Here is a 22,669-nt window from a genome sequence, read left to right as displayed (position 1 = left end):
TTTACCCTTCTTCCACAAACTTTTTTGTTTGAAGTGGTAGAACGAAAAGTATTTCGTCGATTCTACTCCTCATGTACTCATAGTTATTCGGTAATTTTGTGAGTAATTTCTCTATTGTTTCTGAAGTGTGATAAATATATTGTTCTAACATGGATAGCAAATGTTTTTCTTGATCGATAGAACCTATTTTTTTGTCTAGCTCTGCTTTTGGGAATGAAATATTTCTTAATACATCCATCAAAAAGGAAGTTTTGGTTGTTACGTATCTTGTTCGTTCATCAACAAGTCTTTTTAATAACAATATTTTAGAACTTAGCTCTTTCCAACTTGAGTTGGAAAAATATTCGGAAAAAGATTGGATAAGTGCTGAGTCAATACTTGAAAGGCATTCCATTAGGTTTTCTACGCTGTCCACGTCTTTTTGGTAGTATGTAATTTTATTTTCATTAATCTGTTTAATGGCCGCTGCTAAAGTTCGTATCATCGACAAGTCTTCCAACTTAGCTAATATATGATAATAAAGGCCACTATAGTAGTCTCCAGCTAGTATGGTTAGTTGTCTTGTTTGAAGCTGTTCTTCTGTACTTTCGTTTGATACTAGATCATGTGTATCAAGTGCAATTTGAACAAGCATAGTGGATATTATGTATTTTGATTTTTCTTCTTCTGACATTGGTAAAGGTTCCAATATAGAGTGAAGCATAAATAATTTGTCTTCGTCCATAACTGGAAATTCTATGTTTTGGACTAAATATGGATGAGCAATTTGTTTGTGTAGTTGCTCTTTTAAGTTTGATATATGTATTTGAATGTTACTCACAACAGACCACCCTTTTTATGCCCATCATACTCGTAAATGATAGACCCGTATCGAGCCTTATACTGATACTTGATTCTTTTAAATAGATTTATGTATGTAATAAACTCCCTCTCACTATCAAAAGAAAGGGAATAGACAACGTTTATTATAGCATAAACCTATTGCTTTATGGCGGGAAAAGTTTATTTACTTTAGTGTAACCGAATTATATCTATAAAAACATTTTTTGTAATAGGAATTTTCATTATTAAGACTGCTTTTTTGTAAGTCCGAGTTTGAAACGCCTTTATTCTAAATTGCTCCTACTAACCAGTTAAATTTTTAAAAAAAGAAAAGCAGAAAATAGCAAAAGCTTCTTTCTGCTTAATATCGGGTGGGTCTAAAGATTAGGATTTATCCGATGTTATTTCTCCATGTGCGGATTGGATGATAGCTTTTCCTCTAATTTTAATGGCAGATGTGTGTTCCGTAAATTGTGCAATCATCACTTCACCTTTATCTAACTTTTCAGAATGGTGAAATCTTGTGTCCGTCCCTCGAGTTAATCCTATAACATTTACGCCGTCTTCTTCTGCTTTTATGACGATAAAATCAGAGACTTGAGATTGTTTCATAAACTATTACACCCTTTCGATAACTAACTAATTACCTTTTATGAAAGATAATACTTCTGCTCTAGCAGCTGGGTCATTTTCTAGAACTCCGCGTACTGCTGAAGTTACAGTCATTGCTCCTGGCTTTCTTACTCCACGCATTGTCATGCACATGTGCTCTGCTTCGACAACAACCATTACACCATGTGGGCTTAATGATTCAACAATAGAGTCTGCAATAGTAGATGTAATTCTTTCTTGTAACTGCGGACGTCTTGCTACAACTTCTACTGCACGTGCTAATTTGCTTAAGCCTGTTACTTTTCCGTCTTTAGGTATGTAAGCTACATGTGCTTTACCATAGAAAGGTACTAAATGGTGTTCACACATTGAGTGGAATGTAATGTCTTTTACTAATACTAATTCTTCATGTGGCTCACCAAAAACAGTTTTGAAGTGCTCTTTCGGATCTTGATGCAATCCTGAAAACATTTCTTCATACATTTTCGCAACTCGTTTCGGTGTATCTAATAAACCTTCACGGTTCGGGTCTTCTCCTACCGCTTCAAGTATTAATCTAATCGCGTGTTCGATTTGTTCTTTATTTACTTGTCCCATGATGTACATGTCCTCCTACTATAAAAACAATACTGTAAATCGATTCTAGCATATTGGAGAAAATAATTGCAAAAAGAAAGAGGCGCTTAATGTGCGCCTCCTTCCATTTTGATGACTATAATTTATGTAGCCGCTTATTTAACAGCATCTTTAAGTGCTTTACCAGGTTTGAATGCTGGTACTTTGCTTGCAGCGATTTCGATATCTTCACCAGTTTGTGGGTTGCGTCCTTTACGAGCTGCACGCTCACGTACTTCGAAGTTACCAAAACCGATTAATTGTACTTTGTCACCGTTACTTAATGCGTCTTGAATTGTATTGAAAACAGCATCAACTGCTTTTGTAGCGTCTTTTTTAGAAAGTTCACTAGCTTCAGCAACTGCGTTAATTAAGTCTGTCTTGTTCATGCCATTCACCTCCTCCCAAAGGAGTTTATTACTTTGATAGACCTTTTAATAAAAGTCTTTTAAAACCGTTATTATTCTCATTTGTTCACACTTTTAAGCTTTTCTATACCTGTCATCATTCAACATCGCTTATGTTAAACGATAATTCGATAGATTTCAACTAAAATGTTATAGAATGTTGAGATTGTAGGAATAATTCTCCATTTCAGAGAAGAATTTCTGTTAGTAGATTAACATAAGAAAAACCTTTAGGCAATACACTTTTTGATAATTATTAGAGAAAATGTTGATTTTATGCGGATTTTGTCAACTTTTTATGAATTTACCCCGTGTTGGGCGAGAATAAACATTTAAGAAAGGATTGCCTTTAGGTAGCGGAAATTTTGATTTGAAACGGTCTATCGGTACTTTTTTGGGGGATATGGTCACTTTTCGTGGTCCTATAGATACTTTTTTGACTTCTATGGATTATTTTCACTATACTATAGGCGTTTTTCTTTTCTATCGATACTTTTTGAGGTCCTATAGATACTTTTTTGACTTCTATGGATTATTTTCTCTGTACTATAGGCGTTTTTCTTTTCTATCGATACTTTTTGAGGTCCTATAGACACTCTTCACTATTCTTATGGATACTTATCCTATCTCTATAGATTATTTTTTATAGCTCTATCGGACTTTTTCCTAAATACAACTTAAAAACCACGCCCGTCTTCAGGCGTGGTTACTATTTTTAAAGGATAATAGCGATAAGTCCGCCAGATCCTTCATTGATAATTCTTTCTAACGTTTCTTTCAGCTTATAACGTGCATTCTCTGGCATTAGTCCTAGTTTAGCATGAATGCCTTCACGCACGATGGAGCTTAAAGAGCGGCCGAAGATGTCTGAGTTCCAGATGGATAGAGGATCATCTTCAAAATCTTGCATTAAATAGCGTACTAATTCTTCGCTTTGCTTTTCTGTTCCGATGATTGGTGCGAACTCTGATTCTACGTCCACTTTAATCATATGGATAGAAGGAGCAACAGCTCTTAATCTAACACCGAAGCGTGAACCTTGGCGGATGATTTCTGGTTCTTCTAAACTCATATCTGCTAGAGCAGGGGATGCGATACCGTAGCCAGTTTGTTTTACCATTTTTAATGCATCTGACACTTGGTCGTACTCTGCTTTTGCGTGAGCAAAGTCTTGCATTAATTGTAGTAAATGGTCTTTCCCACGAATTTCAACACCAACAACTTCTTTTAAAATTTGGTCATATAAATCGTCCGGAGCGTAAAGATCAATTTCTGCGATACCTTGCCCCATTTCGATGCCAGCTAAACCAGCACGGTCAATGAACTCATATTCACTGAATTGCCCTACAACGCGATCCACATCACGAAGGCGCTTAATATCTTTCACTGTATCTTTCACCGCTTCTTGATAGCTCTCACGAAGCCAGTGGGACTCTTTTAATACCATTACCCAGCTCGGTAAGTTTACGTTCACTTCTAATACTGGGAACTCAAATAATGCTTCACGAAGTACGTTGAATACATCACCTTCGCGCATGCTCTCTACACTCATTGCTACAACAGGTATATCATACTTTTCGCTTAACTCTGCACGTAGCTTTTCTGTATCTGGATGATACGGCTGAACAGTATTGATAACCATAATGAATGGTTTACCAACCTCTTTTAACTCCGCTACAACACGCTCTTCCGCTTCTAGATAGTCACGACGAGGGATCTCACCGATTGATCCATCTGTTGCGATTACCACTCCAATAGTACTATGCTCTTGAATAACCTTTCTTGTTCCAATTTCCGCTGCTTCGTGGAATGGAATCGGTTCTTCATACCAAGGAGTGTTGATCATTCTAGGACCATTTTCGTCCTCATAGCCTTTTGCACCTGGTACAGTATACCCTACGCAGTCCACTAAACGAATGTTTACATCTAATCCTTCATCTACTGCTACTTTTACTGCTTGATTTGGTACAAACTTCGGCTCTGTTGTCATAATTGTTTTTCCAGCTGCACTTTGTGGTAACTCATCTTGCGCTCTTGCTCTGTCTGCTTCGTTGCCGATATTCGGCAGAACCACTAACTCCATGAACCTTTTAATGAACGTTGATTTACCAGTACGAACGGCACCTACTACGCCTAAATATATATCGCCGCCAGTACGTTCAGCGATATCTTTGAAAATATCTACTTTTTCCAAGTGATTCCCTCCCGACCTAAAAATAGGGATTTATTTTTTTCTAGTAAGAATGTAATCTAGGACACTATATGTGTATGATGTTGTCCTATTTAAATATGACTACTTTTTGAATAAACCCTATTTATTTTGAATTTTATTTTAAGGAAAGATGAAGGTTGAATGGAATTCGCACATCGTTCCAGCATTTTTCTCCAAATAAAAAACCCTTCCTTAGAGTTTATTCTCTAAAGAAGGGTTCATGACTAATTTAAGAAAATTGGTTCATTATTTTCGTCAATCGTGTAAGGTACGGAAAAAGCAGGTACAAATACAGAATGCTCCACTAATATATCTCGTACATCATCGCCAGTTTCAAATTGGTGGTCATTACTTTGTAAATACTCATATATATCCATAGAGTAATCTACAATAGCATTCCCGCTCGTATCGATTATTACTGGTAAGTTATTACCAGTAAAAGGACTAACGACATATGGTGCTGTATCATAGTTTAGTTTCTCGTGGTCCAATCTAAAAGCTGTATTACTTAACATTTCCTTGACTGGCGAGAAACGATGTTGATTTCGATAGATGTTGATACGTAAATTAACTTCCCTTAATTGTTCCGCAACTCGAAGATCAATTAGTTTGACTGTTGGTTCCGTTTCTACATTAACAAGTACATATAAAAATACTCCGCCACTTTCAAATGCATTTCCTGGTGCATCTTGCAAAAACCTTGCATGCATTAGTTTATTAAAGTCTATTGGATACTTTTGATAGATTGGCGTGTCCATATCACGGTCTTTTATAGGTAACAAGCCACCTGATGCTTCTTGGTATTGATCAACAGCTGATTGTACAGACTGTAACTGGTCTAAGTATGGTACTTGATTCTCAGATCGTCGTTCTTGTGGGTATAAACACCCCGTAAGTAGATTTGTAATAAGTAGTAAAAGGACTAAAATGGCTATATTTTTTTTAAACATTTTTTTCATCACTCCGGTACTGGTCCGCTAAATACGACGAAGAATATAATAATACCTGAAAAAACGATAAGCAAGAAAGCTATTACATTTAAGATTCCTTTAATTACGTTGTTTTTTAATTTAAATCTAGTAAAGTAAACCATTACAACTGATATAAACATAAATCCCATTGCAACGAAAGAAATCCACATTTTCATTAAAGCTGGTGTCATTCTCATCTCTCCTTTTCCGTTGACCATTATAGCATATTCCGCGCAGTTTATGAACTTTGTCTCAGGGCTTGTCCTGAAGAAATTCTTACAATTTCATGAATTTATTCATAAAGAGTTACTTTTTGGGTGCTAAGAATTGATGATAGCACGAGGCTCTTTCTTTCCGTGGGTGGTCTCGGGAGCCTCCTCGTCACATTTGCGACTGCGGTGTCTTCCTTGACGCACTCTCCCGCAGGAGACTCGCACCTCGTGCGATCATCAATCTGATATTTTAAAATATTAAAAGGTACCTGCAAAATCTTCAATACAAACTTTTTCATGAATATAGACTATAAAACAAAAAAATTCCTTAACAAAAAAAACTGAAGTAAATGGGGCAGATTTACTTCAGCGAAATGGACTAAATACGAACCGATCCTACAGCTCAACCATTGATTATCCTCATATACATCTTATGCAAAAGAATGAAACGTGCATCACCAAATGCCTATTCTGATGTAAAATTTGAACATTTTGGGTTTCTGTAAGACATAATAAGTATTATTGTTCTTTCATACAATATGCGCTCTTATTCTATAAGGTGACTATCCCAACACATTGAGCGCTCAACAATAATTATTGGTTACCGAGCAATTGTGACAAATCATCTAACTCAGAAGTTTTATCACGGCTCATTAATAAATCAACCGCATCTTTAGGATTCACGTTATTAAAAAGAACTTCGTATAGTGCGAATGTTAACGGCATGTTTACATCCATTTTTTTAGCTAATTGGTACGTTGCCTTTGTCGTTCGAACGCCCTCAACAACCATGCCCATACTCTCTAAAACTTCGTCTAAGTTTTTCCCTTTTCCGAGCATATTTCCTGCACGCCAGTTTCTACTGTGTACACTAGTACATGTTACAATCAAATCTCCCATACCCGTTAATCCTAGGAATGTAAGTGGATTCGCTCCAAGCGCTGCACCGAGCCTAGCTATTTCTGCAAGTCCACGTGTAATTAAGGCTGCTTTAGCATTATCCCCATATCCTAGTCCATCGGTTATTCCGGCAGCCAATGCGATAATATTTTTAAGGGATCCACCAATTTCTACTCCAACTACGTCTGGATTTGTATATACGCGGAAATGTTGATTAATGAACAAGTCTTGCACCTTTTTTGCCGCATTCATATCGTATGAAGCAGCCGTCACTGTTGTTGGTTGTCTTAAGCTAACTTCTTCCGCATGACTTGGTCCAGTAAGCACTACAACAGCTTCACGCAAATGCTCTGGCACTTCTTCTTCTATCATTTCAGACACACGTAAATGAGTGTCTGGTTCAATACCTTTACTAACATGTACAAGGACTAGTTTTTCCGTTAAAAGCGGCACAATTTGTCTACACACTTCTCGCATCGCTTTTGTTGGAACTGCTAAAACGATTGTGGACGTATCTTGTATTGCTTCTTTTAAGGAAGTACTCGCTTTAATATTTGTCGGCAACTCTATACCTGGCAAATATTTTTCGTTGCGGTGTGTTTTGTTGATTTGATTAACTTGCTCCTCACGATGTCCCCACAGTAATACGTCATGATTATTATCAGCAAGAACAAGCGCTAGGGCAGTTCCCCAGCTACCAGCACCTAGTACCGAAACTTTACTCATACAATCCCCTCCAATTATTTACGTGCACGTGCAATTAATCTAATTGGTGTTCCTTCAAATCCAAACGCATCTCGAATGCGATTTTCTAAGAAACGCTCATAACTAAAGTGCATTAATTCTGGTTCATTTACGAAAATAACGAACGTTGGTGGTTTTACGGCAACTTGTGTTGCATAATAAATTTTCAACCTAGTACCTTTGTGAGTAGGAGTTGGATTCATTGCCACTGCATCCATGATAACATCATTTAATACCGTTGTTACGACACGTAACGAGTGGTTCTCACTTGCAAGATTAATCATAGGTATTACCGTGTGAATACGTTTTTTCGTTTTTGCCGATAAGAAAACGATTGGGGCATAGTCTAAAAACAAGAAATGTTCTCTAATTTGTTCTTCAAATTCTTTCATTGTTTTCTCATCTTTTTCAACTGCATCCCATTTATTTACAACAATTACTACTGCACGTCCAGCTTCATGAGCATAACCTGCGATTTTTTTATCTTGCTCGATAATTCCTTCTTCTCCATCAATTACTACCAAAACAACGTCTGAGCGTTCGATTGCTCTTAATGCACGAAGCACACTATACTTTTCAGTCGTTTCATATACTTTCCCTTTTTTACGCATACCCGCTGTATCGATAAGGACGTATTCTTGTCCGTCGTACTTATATGGCGTGTCAATTGCATCTCTAGTTGTACCTGCGATATCACTAACGATAACACGCTCTTCTCCTAATAGTGCGTTTACTAATGATGATTTCCCGACATTAGGACGACCAATTAAAGAGAATTTTATTATTTCATCGCCATACGGATCTTCTTCACGCTTAGGGAAATTAGCCACAACTAAGTCCAGAAGGTCACCTAATCCTAAACCGTGAGAACCTGAGATTGGCATTGGCTCACCGAACCCTAAAGAATAAAAGTCATATACTTGGTCACGCATTTCTGGGTTGTCCACTTTGTTAACTGCTAGTACTACAGGTTTTTTTGATTTATACAAAATTTTAGCCACTTGCTCATCTGCAGAAGTAACCCCTTCACGACCGTTTGTCAGAAAAATAATGACATCTGCTTCATCTATAGCAACTTCCGCTTGTTGGCGAATTTCTTCTAAAAATGGGGCATCTCCAATTTCAATACCACCCGTGTCAATAATGTTAAAGTTGTAATTCAACCATTCTCCAGCGCTATAAATTCTATCACGAGTGATACCTGGTATATCTTCGACGATGGATATACGTTCTCCTACTATACGATTAAAAATTGTAGACTTACCTACGTTTGGACGTCCTACAATTGCAACTGTTGGTTTAGCCATATTTTTGTTCATCCTTTCAACTATGTAACAATGTACATTTCCGCTCTATTTTTAACGGTTGTTATTATTATGTGTAATCATTCATGAGAATAATGAAATATTTTCAACGTTATAAAATAAACCCTTCAAAATGAAGGGTCTAACTAAAATATTATATCACTAGATGCAACAAGTGTAAACTCATTTCGTGTTAATGGTTTTGGACACTCTATTTTGTTTTATATGTTTTTGTATTAAAGAATTTAGGTATGCGGTTGTTTTTTCAAAAAGCACCCAAATACTTAATCCAGCAATAGAGAGTGTAACGATCTCCCAGAATGGTAATTCTGCTACCATATTATAACCGAACACACTATAAATAATAAAAGCCGCAAGAAGCTCTCCTTGCAACAAACCTGTTAGTACTCCGATGTAGCGTTGTTCTTTTTCTTTAAACAACATAAAACACATGTAGAGGATAATAAACGTTAACATCCATTCACGGCCTAAAAAAATGAACACCGGATCAAAAATTTCAAAAATAATAAAAGTTACATAAACGAGTGAAATGGATGTACTAGCAAAATACATATAAACACTATTTTTCCGAGTGACTTTTGACAGAAAGAAAAATGTAGCGACTAATAAAACGAAATAAGCTAAATTCCAACGAAATTCTAAAACATTAATATAAAAATGAGAGCAAATAATTAATAATAAAATAACGGACGATAATAAAAATCGCAATTTTTTATCAGAAAAAAAGAAAAAGACAATAATCCATCCAACCCATGCAAGATAATAAAATAAATGACCTTCCATATTATCGTTACACCTCCTATCCTTGTTCAGTATTACTTTATTTTAAGAAACTTAATCACAAGAAAACGAATGTTTTAAGCTTGATAGGAAAATAATAAAACGAATAGACATAAGGGGTGAACATTTATGGGTAAAGATAGACAAGAGAAAAAGCTGAAACAGCAAAAAAGAACCGAATCAGATCGTGATCAATCTTTAAACTACCCAGGTGCAACAACATTAGAAGGACCTGACGCAGCAAGAGAGCGTAACAAACAATAAAAGAGTTTTTTTCACACATAAAAAAAAGGAATAGTCAGCGCGACTATTCCTTTTATCGTTTTATACTAAATTTCTTCGTATCCATTCCTCTTTCTGTAAGCCAATGGTGGGTATTGCCAGAAATAATGAGCGGAACTTGTTTTAGTTGGTCTATCGTGTTGACACCTAGTGCTGTCATAATCATCGTTAAGTCTTCATGAATAGATGTTATTTCTTCTATTAGACCTTCTTCGCCATCAGCAAGCAATATTTTCAACAAATATCCTGCCATACCAACCGCTGACGCTCCAAGTGCAATAGATTTTGCAATATCAAGTGGAGATTGAACCCCTCCAGAAGCAATAACAGACCCGTGTTGCTGCATTACTTCCTTTACTTCAACAATAGAAGTGGTCGTCGGGATTCCCCAAGAATCGAAATATTGTAGTTTTTTACTTCTTCGTGCATTTTCAATTTTAGAGAAGTTTGTTCCACCAAATCCACCTACATCAACAATAGAAACACCGATACCCTTCAATTCCTCCGCTGCTTCTTTGCTTATTCCGAAACCTGTTTCTTTTACGATTATTGGCACAGATAAAGTATTTGTGATTTGCTCTATTTGTTTCAAAGCACCTGTAAAATCTCGGTCACCTTCTGGCATCACTAGCTCTTGAATGACATTCAAATGTATCTGTAACGCATTTGCTTCTACCATATCAACCGCTCGTTTCGCTTGTTCGACAGTTGCTTCACTTCCGAGATTAGCCAAAATAATTCCATTTGGATTTTCCTCGCGCACAACTCTGTATGTAAAAGCTTCGTCTGGATCTTTTATAGCCGACATTTGCGAACCTACTGCAAGTACTAAACCACATTTGCGAGCGACGGAAGCTAAGCTTTTGTTTATACGGTAAGTTTGTTCACCGCCACCGCCAGTCATCGCATTGATAAAAATAGGCGAACTCAAAAACAGTTCGCCTATTTTCGTATGAAGTTTAACGTTTGCAACAGATGAATCTGGTAGACTTTGATGAACAAATGTAATGTCTTCAAAACCATGTTTTCTTTCTTGACCAGTCGAAAGAGAATGTTCAATATGGTCCATTTTACGTTTTGCTCTGCTCATCTTCCATCTCCTGTTGTCAAATTACTTCTTTAATTTGCTTAATTTATCGCCAATCATTTCACTTAAAGAAAAACCACTAGATTCTTCTTGTTGGTTATATTGGCTGTAGTCTTCTTCCTCTTCTACTTCCTCAAGTTCGCGAATTGTTAAAGAGATACGTTGCTCTTTTTCGTTTACCTCTAATACTTTTACTGTAACCGTTTCACCCTCTGTTAATACTTCATGAGGAGTACCGATATGTTTATTAGAAATTTGTGAAATATGAACAAGTCCTTCTACACCTGGTAATAGCTCAATAAATGCACCAAATGTAACAATACGACGTACTACACCTTCCGTAATAGTACCAGGAGATAGTTTCTCAGATACTGCATTCCATGGTCCAGGAAGTGTTTCTTTAATAGACAATGAGATTCTTTCGTTGTCACGGTCAACAGAAAGTACTTTTACTGTCACCTTTTGTCCTTCTTGTACAACGTCAGAAGGTTTGGAAACGTGCTCGTATGATAATTGTGAAATATGAACTAATCCATCAATTCCACCTAAATCAATGAATGCACCGAAATCTGTAATACGTTGAACCGTACCTTCTAGTGTTGCTCCAGCTGTAATAGAATCCAGTACTGACTGCTTTTTACCCTGTAGTTGTTCTTCTACTACTGCACGGTGAGAAAGAATAACTCTATTTTTCTCTTTATCTAGTTCTACTACTTTAAAAGTTAATGTCTTCCCTTTATAATCAGCAAAATCTTCCACAAAGTAGTTTTCAACTAATGATGCCGGAACGAAACCTCGTACGCCAATATCAACTACAAGGCCGCCTTTTACAACATCTTTCACTTCCGCTTCGAAAACTTCACCTGTCTCGAATTTTTTTACTAAGTCTTCCCAAGCTAATTCTGCATCCACTTGTTTTTTCGAAAGAACTAAGAGCTCATCTTCTACTTTTTTAACAACTAAATGTAAAGAGTCGCCTTCTTTCACAACGTCTGTTGCTTGTTCTACATGCAAACTTGATAGCTCGCTGATAGGAATAATTCCGTCTAATTTACAATCTTTGATGTCTACGATTACTTGCTTTTCTTCTACTTTCGTCACTACACCTGTTACTTTATCCCCTGGTGTTAATGATACTACCTCTACATTGTTCATTTCTTCTGTCATTACAAATACCCTCCTTAATACAACGCCGAAAAATATGTATGTAACGAGACCGCTACAAGTATAGAGTAGATTTTTTCTATATATTCTACTCATGCTGCTTTTGTAATTTACCCTCATATGAGTCCGTTCCGTAATTAAAATCCCATTTCAGCTTTTAATAATCGAAACGTATCATTAAAAAACTCATATTATAACTATATCATTTTTTGAAAAATTGGTCATTTAATAAGCTCCATAAAATGAAAAGTTTCCAAACAATGAATACCCATTCACTTATACACTGTAATATATTCCTGTGTTTGTCAAATGAGAATAGCAGCTATTATTTATTCTTTTCTATTAACTCTTTAATTGTATTCATGATGATATCTGTCGTATCTTCAGCATTTACTTTTTCTGCACGTAATTTTTCCATGTTAATTGGTGGTCCGTAAACCACCTTCAACGGACTAAAAGCTTTGTATGGTCCAATAATCGCACATGGTACTACTGCAGCTTCTGTTCTAAGTGCGAAGAAGCCAGCTCCAGCTAATCCTTTTCCAACTTCTCCTGTTCTGCTTCTTGTTCCTTCCGGAAAAAGTCCAAGAACATGTCCTTCTTTTAATACTTTTAAACCCGTTCGAAGTGCTTCACGATCACTCATACCTCGCTTAACAGGAAAAGCATTTAACCCTTTCACAATCTTCCCTAGAACAGGAACATCGAAAATCTCCGCTTTAGCCATAAAGTGAATAGGACGCGGACTAGTGATCCCAACAACAGGTGGATCAAAGTTATGAATATGATTAGAACAGATTAACACTCCACCTTCTTTTGGTACATTTTCGGTACCGATAATCTTAATTCGGTACAAAGGCTTAAAAACAGTGTATACGAGACCTCTCACAAATGAATAAAATGTAATCATTTACACCACCCTTTCTTTTACTAGCTCCATAATATTTGTAACTACATCTTCTATTGTTAAAGAAGTTGTGTCTAATTCTACCGCATCATCTGCTTTTTTTAACGGAGCAATTTCGCGCTCTGAGTCTAGTTTATCTCTTCTAGCAATTTCTTCTTTTAGTTTTTCTAAATCGGATTCATACCCTTTAGACAAGTTTTCTGCATGACGGCGATTGGCTCTTTCGTCTACTGATGCCAATAGAAATACTTTAATTTCTGCTTTTGGTAATACATGTGTTCCAATATCGCGTCCATCCATGACAACGCCACCTTTTTCACCAAGCTCACGCTGGCGTAAAACTAGTTCCTCTCGTACTACTTTATGTTTTGCAACAACCGAAACATTATTTGTTACTTCATGAGTGCGAACAGCCTCTGTAACGTCTTCCTCATTAATGAACACATGTTGTTTACCGTCTGATCCTACACGTAAGTCTATTGTAATATTCGCTAAAATATATTTTAGTTCCTCTTCGTTTTCGAGATTTATTCCTTGTTTTAATGCGACATACGTAACCGCTCTATACATTGCACCCGTATCTATATATAAGTAACCTAGTTTGTCTGCTACTATTTTTGCCACTGTACTTTTCCCAGCAGCAGCCGGCCCGTCTATTGCAATCGAAAAGTTTTTGTTTTGAGTTTGCATCGTATTTCCTCCAATAAACTGAGTTAATTTCATGAAAAAAAGCAGGTTCTCCCCGCTCGTAAAGTCTTCATTATTTTATCATAGTCATTTCTGTTGGTCGAATGTTTCTATGTATTGTTGTATCGTTTGTCCATTTACCCCCTCATAGTGAACCACTTTTGACATATACGGTGCTGCATTCGTGTACAAGGTCATACCTTGTGCGAATAACAAGCACACAAATTGAATGATAATCAGTTTGATAATGATGTTTTCTACTTTTTTCAAAACGGTCACCTCTTCTACTATATAGTTTGGTGACAGAGTGTTTTAACTATACACTTTTCTTTTTAAAAGTTGTTGTTCAAAACAATATTTAATAACATGCTGGCGCTCTATATCTTTCAAGTTCAAAAATTTAATGGAAGCTCTATGTCTACCTTTATCTACACCTTCGAACATTCTTATAACTTTTCCCTCTACTTTTAAGTATTGGATATCATCATTGTTATAATGCATAACCAAATCTAACGTAATATAAGCGTCTTCGTCTAAGAAAACTCCTTTAGGTAAGTTAATAGCACAACCTCCAGCACTTATATCGTGTGTAACCGTTACAAATGGTTTAAATGTTCTTGTAACAGAATGTACTGCTGTATCCACACTACTTTCTACACGAACATATTCTCTCCTTTGAATCTTTGTAAACGTTTCTTTTGGAGGTAGTAATAGTTTTATTAGTGGTATAGCTTTTTTTGTTCTTCCGATTATTTCAGAAGAAAATTCATATGCAGCACCTTCTTCTGCAACAAAAGAAGCGGTAACAGGAGTACCATTCATTAAGAAAGTAGTTTTCTCTGTAAAAAGGTGAATTGGGTAATCTATTAGTAATTCGGAATTACCGACTTCTTGTACTTTACAACGATATTTATCATTTCCATTTTCATTATGGATAATAAGTGTCAAAGTTAAGCCTTCTTTTAACACTACAGTTCCCCACTTTCTTACTAGCAATTAATTTTTTAGTAGTTCTAATATCCTATTTCCATTAAACCATTCATAATCGGAATTGTGAAGGGTATTTGTCATTATTGTGTAAGATAAGACTTTATTACCGGTTTTTACTATAACTCATAAAATTTTCAATAATGACCGTTCCTTTCCGCTACAGGCACTGGCTTTCCGCGGGGAGCGCAGCGGAAGGTTAATTTTCACTATCGTGAAAAAACTACTCCTCGGCGTACCGCCTGTGGGGCTCACGCTTCGCTCTACTTCCCGCAGGAGTCCAGTGCCTTCCGCTGCAAGTCACTAAATGTTTAATAAATACAAAAAGAGCAAAAAAACAAACGGAAAAGCAGATTATTGCTTTTCCGTTATTGGCTTATAAATCATATAAAGGTTCTGCGTTTTTTAGTTTTTCTACGCTTTCTTCACGGCCGTTATCAGCGTTTATAAAGATTTGATAGGTGTCGTCATTTATTGTTCCCATAAATTCGTAACAAAGTACTTCTTCACCAAAGTCATTATTGATTACCGCTAAACGATTTTCCATGATTGATACTTTTTCATTAATGGAGTCTCTTGCTTCTTCTATTGAAATACCTGGCTCTGGAATGTCACGAGTGTGATGTGCCATTAAGTAGTCTTTAGCAGAAAAACCAACAATTTCTCCACTATCAAGACTAATTTTCATACGAATTGCATCTGAATATATTCTTACACCCTCTACTTCCGAAACGAAAGTGAAAGCACCGACATTATCATACTCCATTGATTCATATAAATCTAAGCTATCAAAGTTATTGTCTTTTAAAAACTCGCGAGCTTTATTGGCAGCATCATTCAAGCTTATATTCTTTTTCTTAATTTCACGGTTTTGTATGACGTAAATTGGATAGCCACCTTTTTTTGTTATATCCATATACGTATCTTTTTCATCTTTATCAATGATTGTCACACTATAAAAACCTTCGTTTGCACCTTCTCCACTTTCTGTTACGCGAATTTTTTCATCTCCTTCAAGACTTAAAAATTTTATCGCTATTTCTTTTGCTTGATTTTCATTAATTTTTTTTCCACGTAAATATTTAAAACCTTCGTCTGAGTTAGAAAGGGATGTAAAAGTTGGACCAAAATCTGCTTCTTCATATCCCTCTACGTTTTTCTCTACTGTTTTAAAGCCATTAATGATAGTGTTATCTTGAGGTTGATTTTGTGCAGAAAGTGCAAGTTCAACATCCATCCATCTTAAGTTATTTTTAATAACTAAATTTTGGACTTTTCTTAGTTCTTGTTGAATTTCTCCTGCTTTTGAATACAATTGTTCCAACGTATTGTATTCATCACTAGATAACGGTTCATTTGTTAGATCACGAACAGCTACTTTATAGCTAAACGTACCGATATTGGATAAGAATTCTTCTGTTTTGTTAAATGGTATTAACGCAAGAGGAAGTTGTCCTACATCGTTTTGAGCTTCTGATGTTATTCTCCAAACTTCAGCTAGTGATGGAGATAGTCGTTCTCTTGAGCTCATCGCAAGCGTTGTACCGATATTATCTTGGAGTAAATCTAAATGATAAACTAAGTCATGAAACGCACGTTGATAATTGTTTTCTGCATTGATGAGGACAGCATTTTTATCTTGATGCTCTTGATATCCCCAATATCCTGTACCTACAACCGCTACAGTCAACACAGCGATTATTACAAGTCTTAACATTGAATATCACCCTCTTTAGTCACAGAAAATATGTTTTCCGATTCTTTTTATTTGTGGTCGACCCCAAATCCATCCACTTGTTGCAGTATCTGGGTTGAAATAGTATGTTGCACCTTCTGAAGGATCTTGGCCATTAATTGCATCTAGCACCGCTCTTCTTGCTGTTTCGTTCGGTGTTAACCAAATCTGACCATCCGCAACTGCAGTAAATGCTAACGGTTCAAATATGACACCTGAGACTGTATTAGGAAAAGTAGGGCTATTTAATCTGTTGATAATCACTGCAGCAACTGCAACTTGACCCTCAAACGGCTCTCCTCTTGCTTCTCCATATACAGCATTGGACATTAATTGAATATCATTTTCAGAAAAACCACCCGGCATGTTCATAGCAGTCGGTGTTTCATCCGCTTCTTCTGTATCATCTTCTTGTTGAGCGGGTTGTTGTTCTGGTTGTTGTTCTGGTTGTTGTTGCTGTTGTTGGTCTGGCTGTTGCTGCTGTTCTGGCGGTTGTTGCTGTTGCTGGTCTGGCTGTTGTTGCTGTTGTTGGTCTGGCGGTTGCTGTTGCTGGTCTGGCTGTTGTTGCTGTTGTTGGTCTGGCGGTTGTTGCTGTTGTTGGTCTGGCGGTTGTTGAAATTTAGGCTTTTGTTTTGCCCATTGTGTTTGTGCTGCTTTTTTAGCTTTTTCAACAGTTTCAGGTACCGGTGCAACTTGTTGCTCTAATGGCATTCCACCGTAATGAGTGAACCTTTTTCCGTTTTTTAAATTTTGATGTACCCAATCTTTATTGAATTTTGTTGCTCTTTCTAACATATCTTTCGTTTTTGGACCAACCAATCCGTCCACATCATCTAAACCAAATTCTTGTTGGAAATTTTTAACTGACCAATAGGTAGACCAGCCATAAACTCCATCAATTCTACCGTGGTAATAGCCGTTATATTGGAGGCGAGATTGCAACTCAATAACGTCATCACCTGTAGCTCCCCTTTGAATAATTTGTTGTGAAAATGCCCCAACTTGTGGTTGATTTATAATAAACAAACTAAAACAAAAAAGGAACAGGCATGAAAATATTGCTATTCGTTTCACTTTCGTTTCCTCCTTTTACTTTCAATAAGCATGGGTCGAATTAATTTCATAATCACGGTTCGTTTAGTGAAAAATGAATTGATATCCCTTACTAAGCATATAATGTTCGTTTAATAAAGCGCTTTTACTAAAGGGATAAATTGTTTAATTCGTTTTTCGTATAAGTAATCGTATTATGAAACTTACTCTGTTAAAAGTATTTTTTGTAGAAGTTGGTATTTTATACATTTTAAGAAAGAAAGTTTCAATATAGGGTTATTTTACTTTAAGTATAAAAACAAAAAAGGACCTTCATTTAGTAACTTTACTTAAATGAAGGTCCTTTTATAGTGAGTATTTTTTTGCTTTTTTTACTTTGTGCAAACCAAGCCACCATAAAAATATCATGAAAGGTAGCATATAAAAGCCCCAGTGTTTGCCTGAAAGAAGTATAAAATCATATGTACCATGTAATAAAAATGGTAAAACTAGAGCTAAACTTAGCCAAAAACTTATTTTTTTCTTATCGGTTTTGAATTTTGCTCGCCCAAGATAATAGCCCATTATTACACCAAATAGCGCATGACTTGATACAGGTAAAATCGCTCTCCCAAGTGCAAATTCAATGCCATTAGCAAACAAGTACAAAATGTTTTCCGCCGTTGCAAATCCTAAAGAAATGGTAACTCCGTATATAATTCCATCATATCTTTGTTCAAATTTCACATGTTGATATACGAGGTAAATTAATATAAACCATTTAAAAAATTCTTCTAAAAGTGCAGAAATAAAAAAAGATTGAATAAATGCTGATTTTATTGCCAACTCAAATTCTAGTACATATTGAATAAACATTAGTGGAAAGACAAGTATAGAGCCGAAGATAAACAACCGAATTAAGGTAGGAACGGCTTCTGAGTTAAATCGTTCTTTTAAATAGAAATAAGATAAAAGTGCGAAACCAGGAGCTATTCCTGCTGAAATAATGGCTACCATGAAAAAAGCCTCATTTCTATCTATTTTTTTTAATGGTAACATGATATGTTATTGATGAAAACAACTTGTCTTCATTTTCCCAAAAAAATGAAAACTAAGGGGATGAACAACTTGAAGAAAAAAATATTAGTCATACATACTGGTGGTACTATTTCTATGCAAGAAGATGAACATACAGGGGCTGTTTCCCCTGGAGCTGCCAATCCACTTGTTACTAACCCACTTGTAACAGATTCAAACACAATTATCGAAGATTGTGAATTATTCCATTTGCCATCACCACATATAACACCAAGTCATATGTTGAAGCTTGCTCAATTTATTGATGCGCAAGTACTAGAAAAGTCATATGATGGGATTGTTATTACACACGGAACGGATACACTTGAGGAAACCGCATTTTTCCTAGATTTAACGACAAAAGCTAATGTACCAATTGTTTTAACGGGAGCGATGAGATCTAGTAATGAACTCGGATCTGATGGACCGTACAATTTACTCTCCTCGATTAAAGTTGCTTCGAGTGAAAGTGCAATTGGAAAAGGCGTATTAGTCGTATTAAATGACGAAGTGCATACTGCCAAAAATGTTACAAAAACACATACAAGTAACATTGCGACTTTTCAAAGTCCACAATACGGACCTATCGGGTTAGTTACGAAGCGTGGCGTATCATTCCATCATATGCCTGTTCAACAAGATAAATACAAAATAACGGAAGTAAATAAAAATGTCATGCTATTAAAAGCTTATTCTGGGATGGATTCTTCGATTTTCGAGGCACTTAAATCAATGAGAATTGATGGTCTAGTAATAGAGGCTTTAGGTCAAGGAAATTTACCTCCATCTACAATTGATGGCATTAGAAGCCTTTTAGCAGATAACATTCCCGTTGTTCTCGTTTCGAGGTGTTTTAATGGTATTGTCCAGGATATATACGGGTATGAAGGTGGAGGCCGCCGCTTAAAAGAATTAGGTTTAATCTTTTCGAATGGATTAAATGGACAAAAAGCTAGAATAAAATTATTAGTTACACTTGAAAAGACAAATGATTCCGAGCAACTACAAGCGTTATTTTTAAAGTGAAAACTTAAATAACTAGGTTGAAAAACGACGGTAACAAGTGGAGAGGCCCCAAGAAAAAATTGTTCTTGGGGCCTCTCTATATAAATTCACAGGGCTCTTTGTCCCTGCCTTTTTTACGTAATGGATGTTGTTGAAGTACATATTAAGCTAATTTTTACGTTAAGATGAAGTTCATCTTTGATAAATTTTTAAGGGGTAATGAACTTCATCGGCCTTATGAAGTTCATTATCGATATAATTTTTAGGCTTATTGAACTTCATCGCCCTTATCAAGTTCAACTTCAACTTTTTTCTAAGGTAAATTAAACTTCATTGACCTTTGTCGCAATCTCTCTTTTCTTATGTTTCTTTTAATTGAATCGCTTTTGCAATACCGTCACCGTGAAATCTACCGTTCTCAATAAAAATTTCATTTGCGTTGTTACCTGCAGCAATAACACCGGCAATAAATATTCCTTCTACATTTGTTTCCATTGTTTCTTCATTAAATATAGGTCTACCTGTAAGGGTGTCAATATCAACTCCCATCTTCGTTATAAATTGATGGTCAGGATGATAGCCAATCATGGCAAAAACGAAGTCATTTTTTATGGTAGTTGGTTCACTAAGCTTGGTTTGATAAGTTACTGTATCTTTTGTTATCTCCGTCACGTTTGCATCGAACACCATCTTAATGGTTCCGTTTCGAACAAGAGCTTCAAATTCCGGAAGAATCCATGGCTTTATACTCGGGGAGTACTCACTACCACGATAGATGACAGTAACTCGAGCGTTCGCCTTCACTAATTCAAGTGCTGCATCCACTGATGAATTTTTCCCACCAAGAACAACAACATCATTATCAAAGTATGGGTGGCCTTCTTTGAAATAATGCGATACTTTTGGAAGCTGCTCGCCAGGTACCCTTAGTACGTTTGGATTATCATAATAACCTGTAGCAATTACAACATAAGGGGTAACATACGTTTCTTTTGAAGTAGATACAACAAATGTACCATCTTTTTGTTTTTGAACCGATTTTACTGTTTCAAAAGCATTTACTCTTATGTTTTCTCTTCTAACTACTTCACGGTAATATGTTAAGGCTTGGATCCTAACAGGTTTTCTATTTTCTGTTATGAATGGCACTCCACCTATTTCTAATTTTTCACTTGTACTAAAGAAGGTTTGATGTGTTGGGTAGTTGTATATGGCATTTACGATGTTACCTTTTTCTAGTACGAGTGGGTTTTTCCCTATTTTTTGCAGGCTTATTGACGCCGCTAATCCACACGGTCCGCCTCCGACAATTATGACGTCTTCTTTCAGCACAAACCGTCACTCCTTTATTTATGTTCTAATCATTTCTTTAAAATATATAGGTAGTGAATTGTACAACTACTAACATATCATAGAAGAAAAAACTACATTCCAGACTTCAAAATCCAATAAAGAATCCCCTACCTTTATATGATAGGGGATTGGTATGGGATGTGCAAATATTAAATCCAGCCTCTGAAGCGAGATGCTTCTGCCATTTTACGTACACCAACCATGTAGGCAGCTAGACGCATGTCAACTCGGCGGTTTTGACTTGTTTCATAAATGTTGTTAAAGGACCTTACCATAATCTTTTCTAATTTTTCTTCTACTTCTTCTTCAGACCAATAATAACCTTGGTTATTTTGTACCCATTCGAAGTAAGAAACTGTTACTCCACCAGCACTAGCTAATACGTCTGGTACAAGTAAGATACCACGCTCTGTTAAGATCTTCGTTCCTTCAATTGTAGTCGGACCATTGGCTGCTTCTACTACAACTTTTGCACGAATGTTATGAGCATTATCTTCCGTAATCTGGTTTTCAATTGCTGCTGGAACTAAAATATCACAATCTAATTCTAGTAATTCTTTATTTGAAATTGTATTATTAAATAATTTCGTTACTGTTCCGAAACTATCACGACGGTCTAATAAGTAGTCAATATCTAATCCATTCGGGTCGTGAAGACCACCGTACGCATCAGAAATACCGATTACTTTTGCGCCTGCATCATGCATAAACTTTGATAAGTAACTACCTGCGTTTCCGAAACCTTGAACAACGACGCGAGCACCTTTTAATTCAATGCCACATTTTTGCGCTGCTTCACGGATACAAATTGTAACACCTTTAGCAGTAGCAGATTCACGACCATGAGAGCCACCTAGTACAAGCGGTTTACCTGTAATGAATCCTGGAGAGTTAAATTCGTCAATACGGCTATACTCGTCCATCATCCACGCCATAATTTGGGAGTTTGTAAATACGTCTGGAGCCGGAATATCTTTTGTTGGTCCAACGATTTGGCTAATAGCACGAACGTAACCACGGCTTAATCGCTCTAACTCACGGAAGGACATTTCACGCGGGTCACAAACGATCCCACCTTTTCCTCCACCATATGGTAAATCAACAATACCACATTTTAAACTCATCCAAATCGAAAGTGCTTTTACTTCCTTTTCAGATACGTTCGGATGGAAACGAATTCCACCTTTCGTTGGTCCAACTGCATCATTATGTTGAGCACGGTATCCAGTAAAAATCTTTACAGAGCCGTCATCCATACGAACTGGAATTTTTACTGTTAACATGCGAATTGGTTCTTTTAATAACTCATACACTTCATCTGGATATCCAAGCTTTTCTAACGCTTTATGTATCACGACTTGTGTTGATCTCAATACGTCAAGCTTATCCTCTTTTTGCTGAGCTTTTTCATTATTATTTTCGGCTACCATAAGTAAACCTCCTAGAATGTTTCCCTTTGTTTGTTAGTTGAGTCAATTTCATAATTACGGTTCGTTTAGTGAAAAACGAATGTTTTACTATTATACGGAGTTACTTGCTCGTTTTTAAAGTATTTTTCAATAAAAATATGCTGTAAGTATTCGTTTTTCGTATTGTAGTAATACATTATGAAACGGACTCAGTTGTAATATATTGTGTTGCACTCAGACATTAGTATACACCTTCCATGCATTTATGCAAAGATAGAAAATAATATTTTTTTAAATAAATGTAACCGATTACATTGTTGAGACAAAAGCATTTATAGTGAGTT

23 protein-coding genes are annotated in these 22,669 nt (G+C 36.2%); 2 read left to right on the top strand and 21 right to left on the bottom strand.

The window, feature by feature from the left end; translation table 11 throughout:
- Position 1: 1 nt before the first annotated feature.
- From CDZ92_RS04045 to CDZ92_RS04000, 10 genes are all read right to left on the bottom strand, one after another.
- Positions 2-820 (bottom strand): heptaprenyl diphosphate synthase component 1, encoded by an 819-nt coding sequence (locus tag CDZ92_RS04045; RefSeq protein WP_096153758.1) that lies wholly within the window; start codon positions 818-820, stop codon positions 2-4.
- Between the two features lie 386 nt (positions 821-1,206).
- On the bottom strand, positions 1,207-1,434 hold the full coding sequence (mtrB, locus tag CDZ92_RS04040) for a trp RNA-binding attenuation protein MtrB (protein ID WP_096153756.1): 228 nt from the start codon (positions 1,432-1,434) through the stop codon (positions 1,207-1,209).
- Between the two features lie 27 nt (positions 1,435-1,461).
- Positions 1,462-2,031: a GTP cyclohydrolase I FolE gene (folE, locus tag CDZ92_RS04035; protein WP_096153754.1), complete on the bottom strand. Its 570-nt coding sequence runs from the start codon at positions 2,029-2,031 to the stop codon at positions 1,462-1,464.
- 134 nt (positions 2,032-2,165) lie between these two features.
- Entirely contained in the window at positions 2,166-2,438 is a 273-nt protein-coding gene (locus tag CDZ92_RS04030; RefSeq protein WP_096153752.1) for an HU family DNA-binding protein, read from the bottom strand.
- Between the two features lie 733 nt (positions 2,439-3,171).
- Positions 3,172-4,650, bottom strand: a complete 1,479-nt coding sequence (spoIVA, locus tag CDZ92_RS04025) for a stage IV sporulation protein A (protein ID WP_096153750.1) — start codon at positions 4,648-4,650, stop codon at positions 3,172-3,174.
- Between the two features lie 242 nt (positions 4,651-4,892).
- The gene (locus tag CDZ92_RS04020) at positions 4,893-5,618 is read right to left on the bottom strand and encodes a hypothetical protein (protein ID WP_096153748.1); all 726 of its coding nucleotides are present in this window, start codon (positions 5,616-5,618) and stop codon (positions 4,893-4,895) included.
- 8 nt (positions 5,619-5,626) lie between these two features.
- Positions 5,627-5,830 carry a DUF2768 domain-containing protein gene (locus tag CDZ92_RS04015; RefSeq protein ID WP_096153746.1) on the bottom strand — a complete coding sequence of 68 codons (204 nt, stop codon included), beginning with the start codon at positions 5,828-5,830 and terminating at the stop codon, positions 5,627-5,629.
- Positions 5,831-6,445: 615 nt separating this feature from the next.
- The gene (locus CDZ92_RS04010; protein WP_096153745.1) at positions 6,446-7,477 is read right to left on the bottom strand and encodes an NAD(P)H-dependent glycerol-3-phosphate dehydrogenase; all 1,032 of its coding nucleotides are present in this window, start codon (positions 7,475-7,477) and stop codon (positions 6,446-6,448) included.
- A gap of 14 nt (positions 7,478-7,491) precedes the next feature.
- The gene (gene der, locus CDZ92_RS04005; protein ID WP_096153743.1) at positions 7,492-8,802 is read right to left on the bottom strand and encodes a ribosome biogenesis GTPase Der; all 1,311 of its coding nucleotides are present in this window, start codon (positions 8,800-8,802) and stop codon (positions 7,492-7,494) included.
- A 180-nt stretch (positions 8,803-8,982) separates the two neighbouring features.
- On the bottom strand, positions 8,983-9,603 hold the full coding sequence (locus CDZ92_RS04000; protein ID WP_096153741.1) for a YphA family membrane protein: 621 nt from the start codon (positions 9,601-9,603) through the stop codon (positions 8,983-8,985).
- Between the two features lie 126 nt (positions 9,604-9,729).
- On the opposite strand from CDZ92_RS04000, the gene CDZ92_RS03995 reads away from it, so the two are divergent.
- Positions 9,730-9,864 (top strand): YpzI family protein, encoded by a 135-nt coding sequence (locus CDZ92_RS03995; protein ID WP_096153739.1) that lies wholly within the window; start codon positions 9,730-9,732, stop codon positions 9,862-9,864.
- A 52-nt stretch (positions 9,865-9,916) separates the two neighbouring features.
- Here the strand turns inward: CDZ92_RS03995 and fni are convergent, their stop codons facing one another.
- The 9 genes from fni to prsW form a co-directional block, all read right to left on the bottom strand.
- Entirely contained in the window at positions 9,917-10,972 is a 1,056-nt protein-coding gene (fni, locus tag CDZ92_RS03990; RefSeq protein WP_096153737.1) for a type 2 isopentenyl-diphosphate Delta-isomerase, read from the bottom strand.
- A gap of 21 nt (positions 10,973-10,993) precedes the next feature.
- Positions 10,994-12,136, bottom strand: coding sequence for a 30S ribosomal protein S1 (gene rpsA, locus CDZ92_RS03985; protein WP_096153735.1), 1,143 nt, complete (start codon positions 12,134-12,136; stop codon positions 10,994-10,996).
- 322 nt (positions 12,137-12,458) lie between these two features.
- Entirely contained in the window at positions 12,459-13,040 is a 582-nt protein-coding gene (locus CDZ92_RS03980) for a lysophospholipid acyltransferase family protein (protein WP_096156904.1), read from the bottom strand.
- 3 nt (positions 13,041-13,043) lie between these two features.
- Positions 13,044-13,730 (bottom strand): (d)CMP kinase, encoded by a 687-nt coding sequence (gene cmk / locus CDZ92_RS03975; RefSeq protein WP_096153734.1) that lies wholly within the window; start codon positions 13,728-13,730, stop codon positions 13,044-13,046.
- 84 nt (positions 13,731-13,814) lie between these two features.
- Positions 13,815-14,006, bottom strand: coding sequence for a DUF5359 family protein (locus CDZ92_RS03970; protein ID WP_319830036.1), 192 nt, complete (start codon positions 14,004-14,006; stop codon positions 13,815-13,817).
- A gap of 33 nt (positions 14,007-14,039) precedes the next feature.
- Positions 14,040-14,696, bottom strand: a complete 657-nt coding sequence (locus tag CDZ92_RS03965) for a flagellar brake protein (RefSeq protein WP_176483706.1) — start codon at positions 14,694-14,696, stop codon at positions 14,040-14,042.
- 394 nt (positions 14,697-15,090) lie between these two features.
- Positions 15,091-16,431 carry a germination protein YpeB gene (gene ypeB / locus CDZ92_RS03960; protein ID WP_096153728.1) on the bottom strand — a complete coding sequence of 447 codons (1,341 nt, stop codon included), beginning with the start codon at positions 16,429-16,431 and terminating at the stop codon, positions 15,091-15,093.
- Positions 16,432-16,446: 15 nt separating this feature from the next.
- The gene (gene sleB / locus CDZ92_RS03955; RefSeq protein WP_255249849.1) at positions 16,447-17,496 is read right to left on the bottom strand and encodes a spore cortex-lytic enzyme; all 1,050 of its coding nucleotides are present in this window, start codon (positions 17,494-17,496) and stop codon (positions 16,447-16,449) included.
- 351 nt (positions 17,497-17,847) lie between these two features.
- Positions 17,848-18,498, bottom strand: coding sequence for a glutamic-type intramembrane protease PrsW (gene prsW, locus CDZ92_RS03950; RefSeq protein WP_096153724.1), 651 nt, complete (start codon positions 18,496-18,498; stop codon positions 17,848-17,850).
- A 111-nt stretch (positions 18,499-18,609) separates the two neighbouring features.
- Between prsW and CDZ92_RS03945 the strand changes: the two genes are divergently transcribed.
- Positions 18,610-19,584: an asparaginase gene (locus tag CDZ92_RS03945; RefSeq protein ID WP_303621588.1), complete on the top strand. Its 975-nt coding sequence runs from the start codon at positions 18,610-18,612 to the stop codon at positions 19,582-19,584.
- Positions 19,585-19,923: 339 nt separating this feature from the next.
- Here the strand turns inward: CDZ92_RS03945 and CDZ92_RS03940 are convergent, their stop codons facing one another.
- Entirely contained in the window at positions 19,924-20,895 is a 972-nt protein-coding gene (locus CDZ92_RS03940) for a YpdA family putative bacillithiol disulfide reductase (RefSeq protein WP_096153722.1), read from the bottom strand.
- A gap of 170 nt (positions 20,896-21,065) precedes the next feature.
- A complete protein-coding gene (locus tag CDZ92_RS03935; RefSeq protein WP_096153720.1) occupies positions 21,066-22,346 on the bottom strand; it encodes a Glu/Leu/Phe/Val family dehydrogenase in 1,281 nt (426 codons plus the stop codon).
- Positions 22,347-22,669: the final 323 nt, after the last annotated feature.

The organism is Bacillus sp. FJAT-45066 (assembly GCF_002335755.1).
GTDB lineage: Bacteria > Bacillota > Bacilli > Bacillales > Bacillaceae_I > Bacillus_CD > Bacillus_CD alkalisoli.
Note: the sequence above shows the minus strand (reverse complement) of the source record. Positions and strands in the feature narration are given on the sequence as shown.

Excerpts from the sequence above, each read along its gene's own strand:
- prsW (WP_096153724.1), bottom strand. The coding sequence starts at position 18,498 with ATGGTAGCCATTATTTCAGCAGGAATAGCTCCTGGTTTCGCACTTTTA.
- CDZ92_RS03995 (WP_096153739.1), top strand. The coding sequence starts at position 9,730 with ATGGGTAAAGATAGACAAGAGAAAAAGCTGAAACAGCAAAAAAGAACC.
- CDZ92_RS04030 (WP_096153752.1), bottom strand. The coding sequence starts at position 2,438 with ATGAACAAGACAGACTTAATTAACGCAGTTGCTGAAGCTAGTGAACTT.
- der (WP_096153743.1), bottom strand. The coding sequence starts at position 8,802 with ATGGCTAAACCAACAGTTGCAATTGTAGGACGTCCAAACGTAGGTAAG.
- CDZ92_RS04015 (WP_096153746.1), bottom strand. The coding sequence starts at position 5,830 with ATGACACCAGCTTTAATGAAAATGTGGATTTCTTTCGTTGCAATGGGA.
- fni (WP_096153737.1), bottom strand. The coding sequence starts at position 10,972 with ATGAGCAGAGCAAAACGTAAAATGGACCATATTGAACATTCTCTTTCG.
- folE (WP_096153754.1), bottom strand. The coding sequence starts at position 2,031 with ATGGGACAAGTAAATAAAGAACAAATCGAACACGCGATTAGATTAATA.
- mtrB (WP_096153756.1), bottom strand. The coding sequence starts at position 1,434 with ATGAAACAATCTCAAGTCTCTGATTTTATCGTCATAAAAGCAGAAGAA.
- cmk (WP_096153734.1), bottom strand. The coding sequence starts at position 13,730 with ATGCAAACTCAAAACAAAAACTTTTCGATTGCAATAGACGGGCCGGCT.
- CDZ92_RS03935 (WP_096153720.1), bottom strand. The coding sequence starts at position 22,346 with ATGGTAGCCGAAAATAATAATGAAAAAGCTCAGCAAAAAGAGGATAAG.
- CDZ92_RS04010 (WP_096153745.1), bottom strand. The coding sequence starts at position 7,477 with ATGAGTAAAGTTTCGGTACTAGGTGCTGGTAGCTGGGGAACTGCCCTA.
- ypeB (WP_096153728.1), bottom strand. The coding sequence starts at position 16,431 with ATGTTAAGACTTGTAATAATCGCTGTGTTGACTGTAGCGGTTGTAGGT.
- rpsA (WP_096153735.1), bottom strand. The coding sequence starts at position 12,136 with ATGACAGAAGAAATGAACAATGTAGAGGTAGTATCATTAACACCAGGG.
- CDZ92_RS04000 (WP_096153741.1), bottom strand. The coding sequence starts at position 9,603 with ATGGAAGGTCATTTATTTTATTATCTTGCATGGGTTGGATGGATTATT.
- CDZ92_RS04020 (WP_096153748.1), bottom strand. The coding sequence starts at position 5,618 with ATGTTTAAAAAAAATATAGCCATTTTAGTCCTTTTACTACTTATTACA.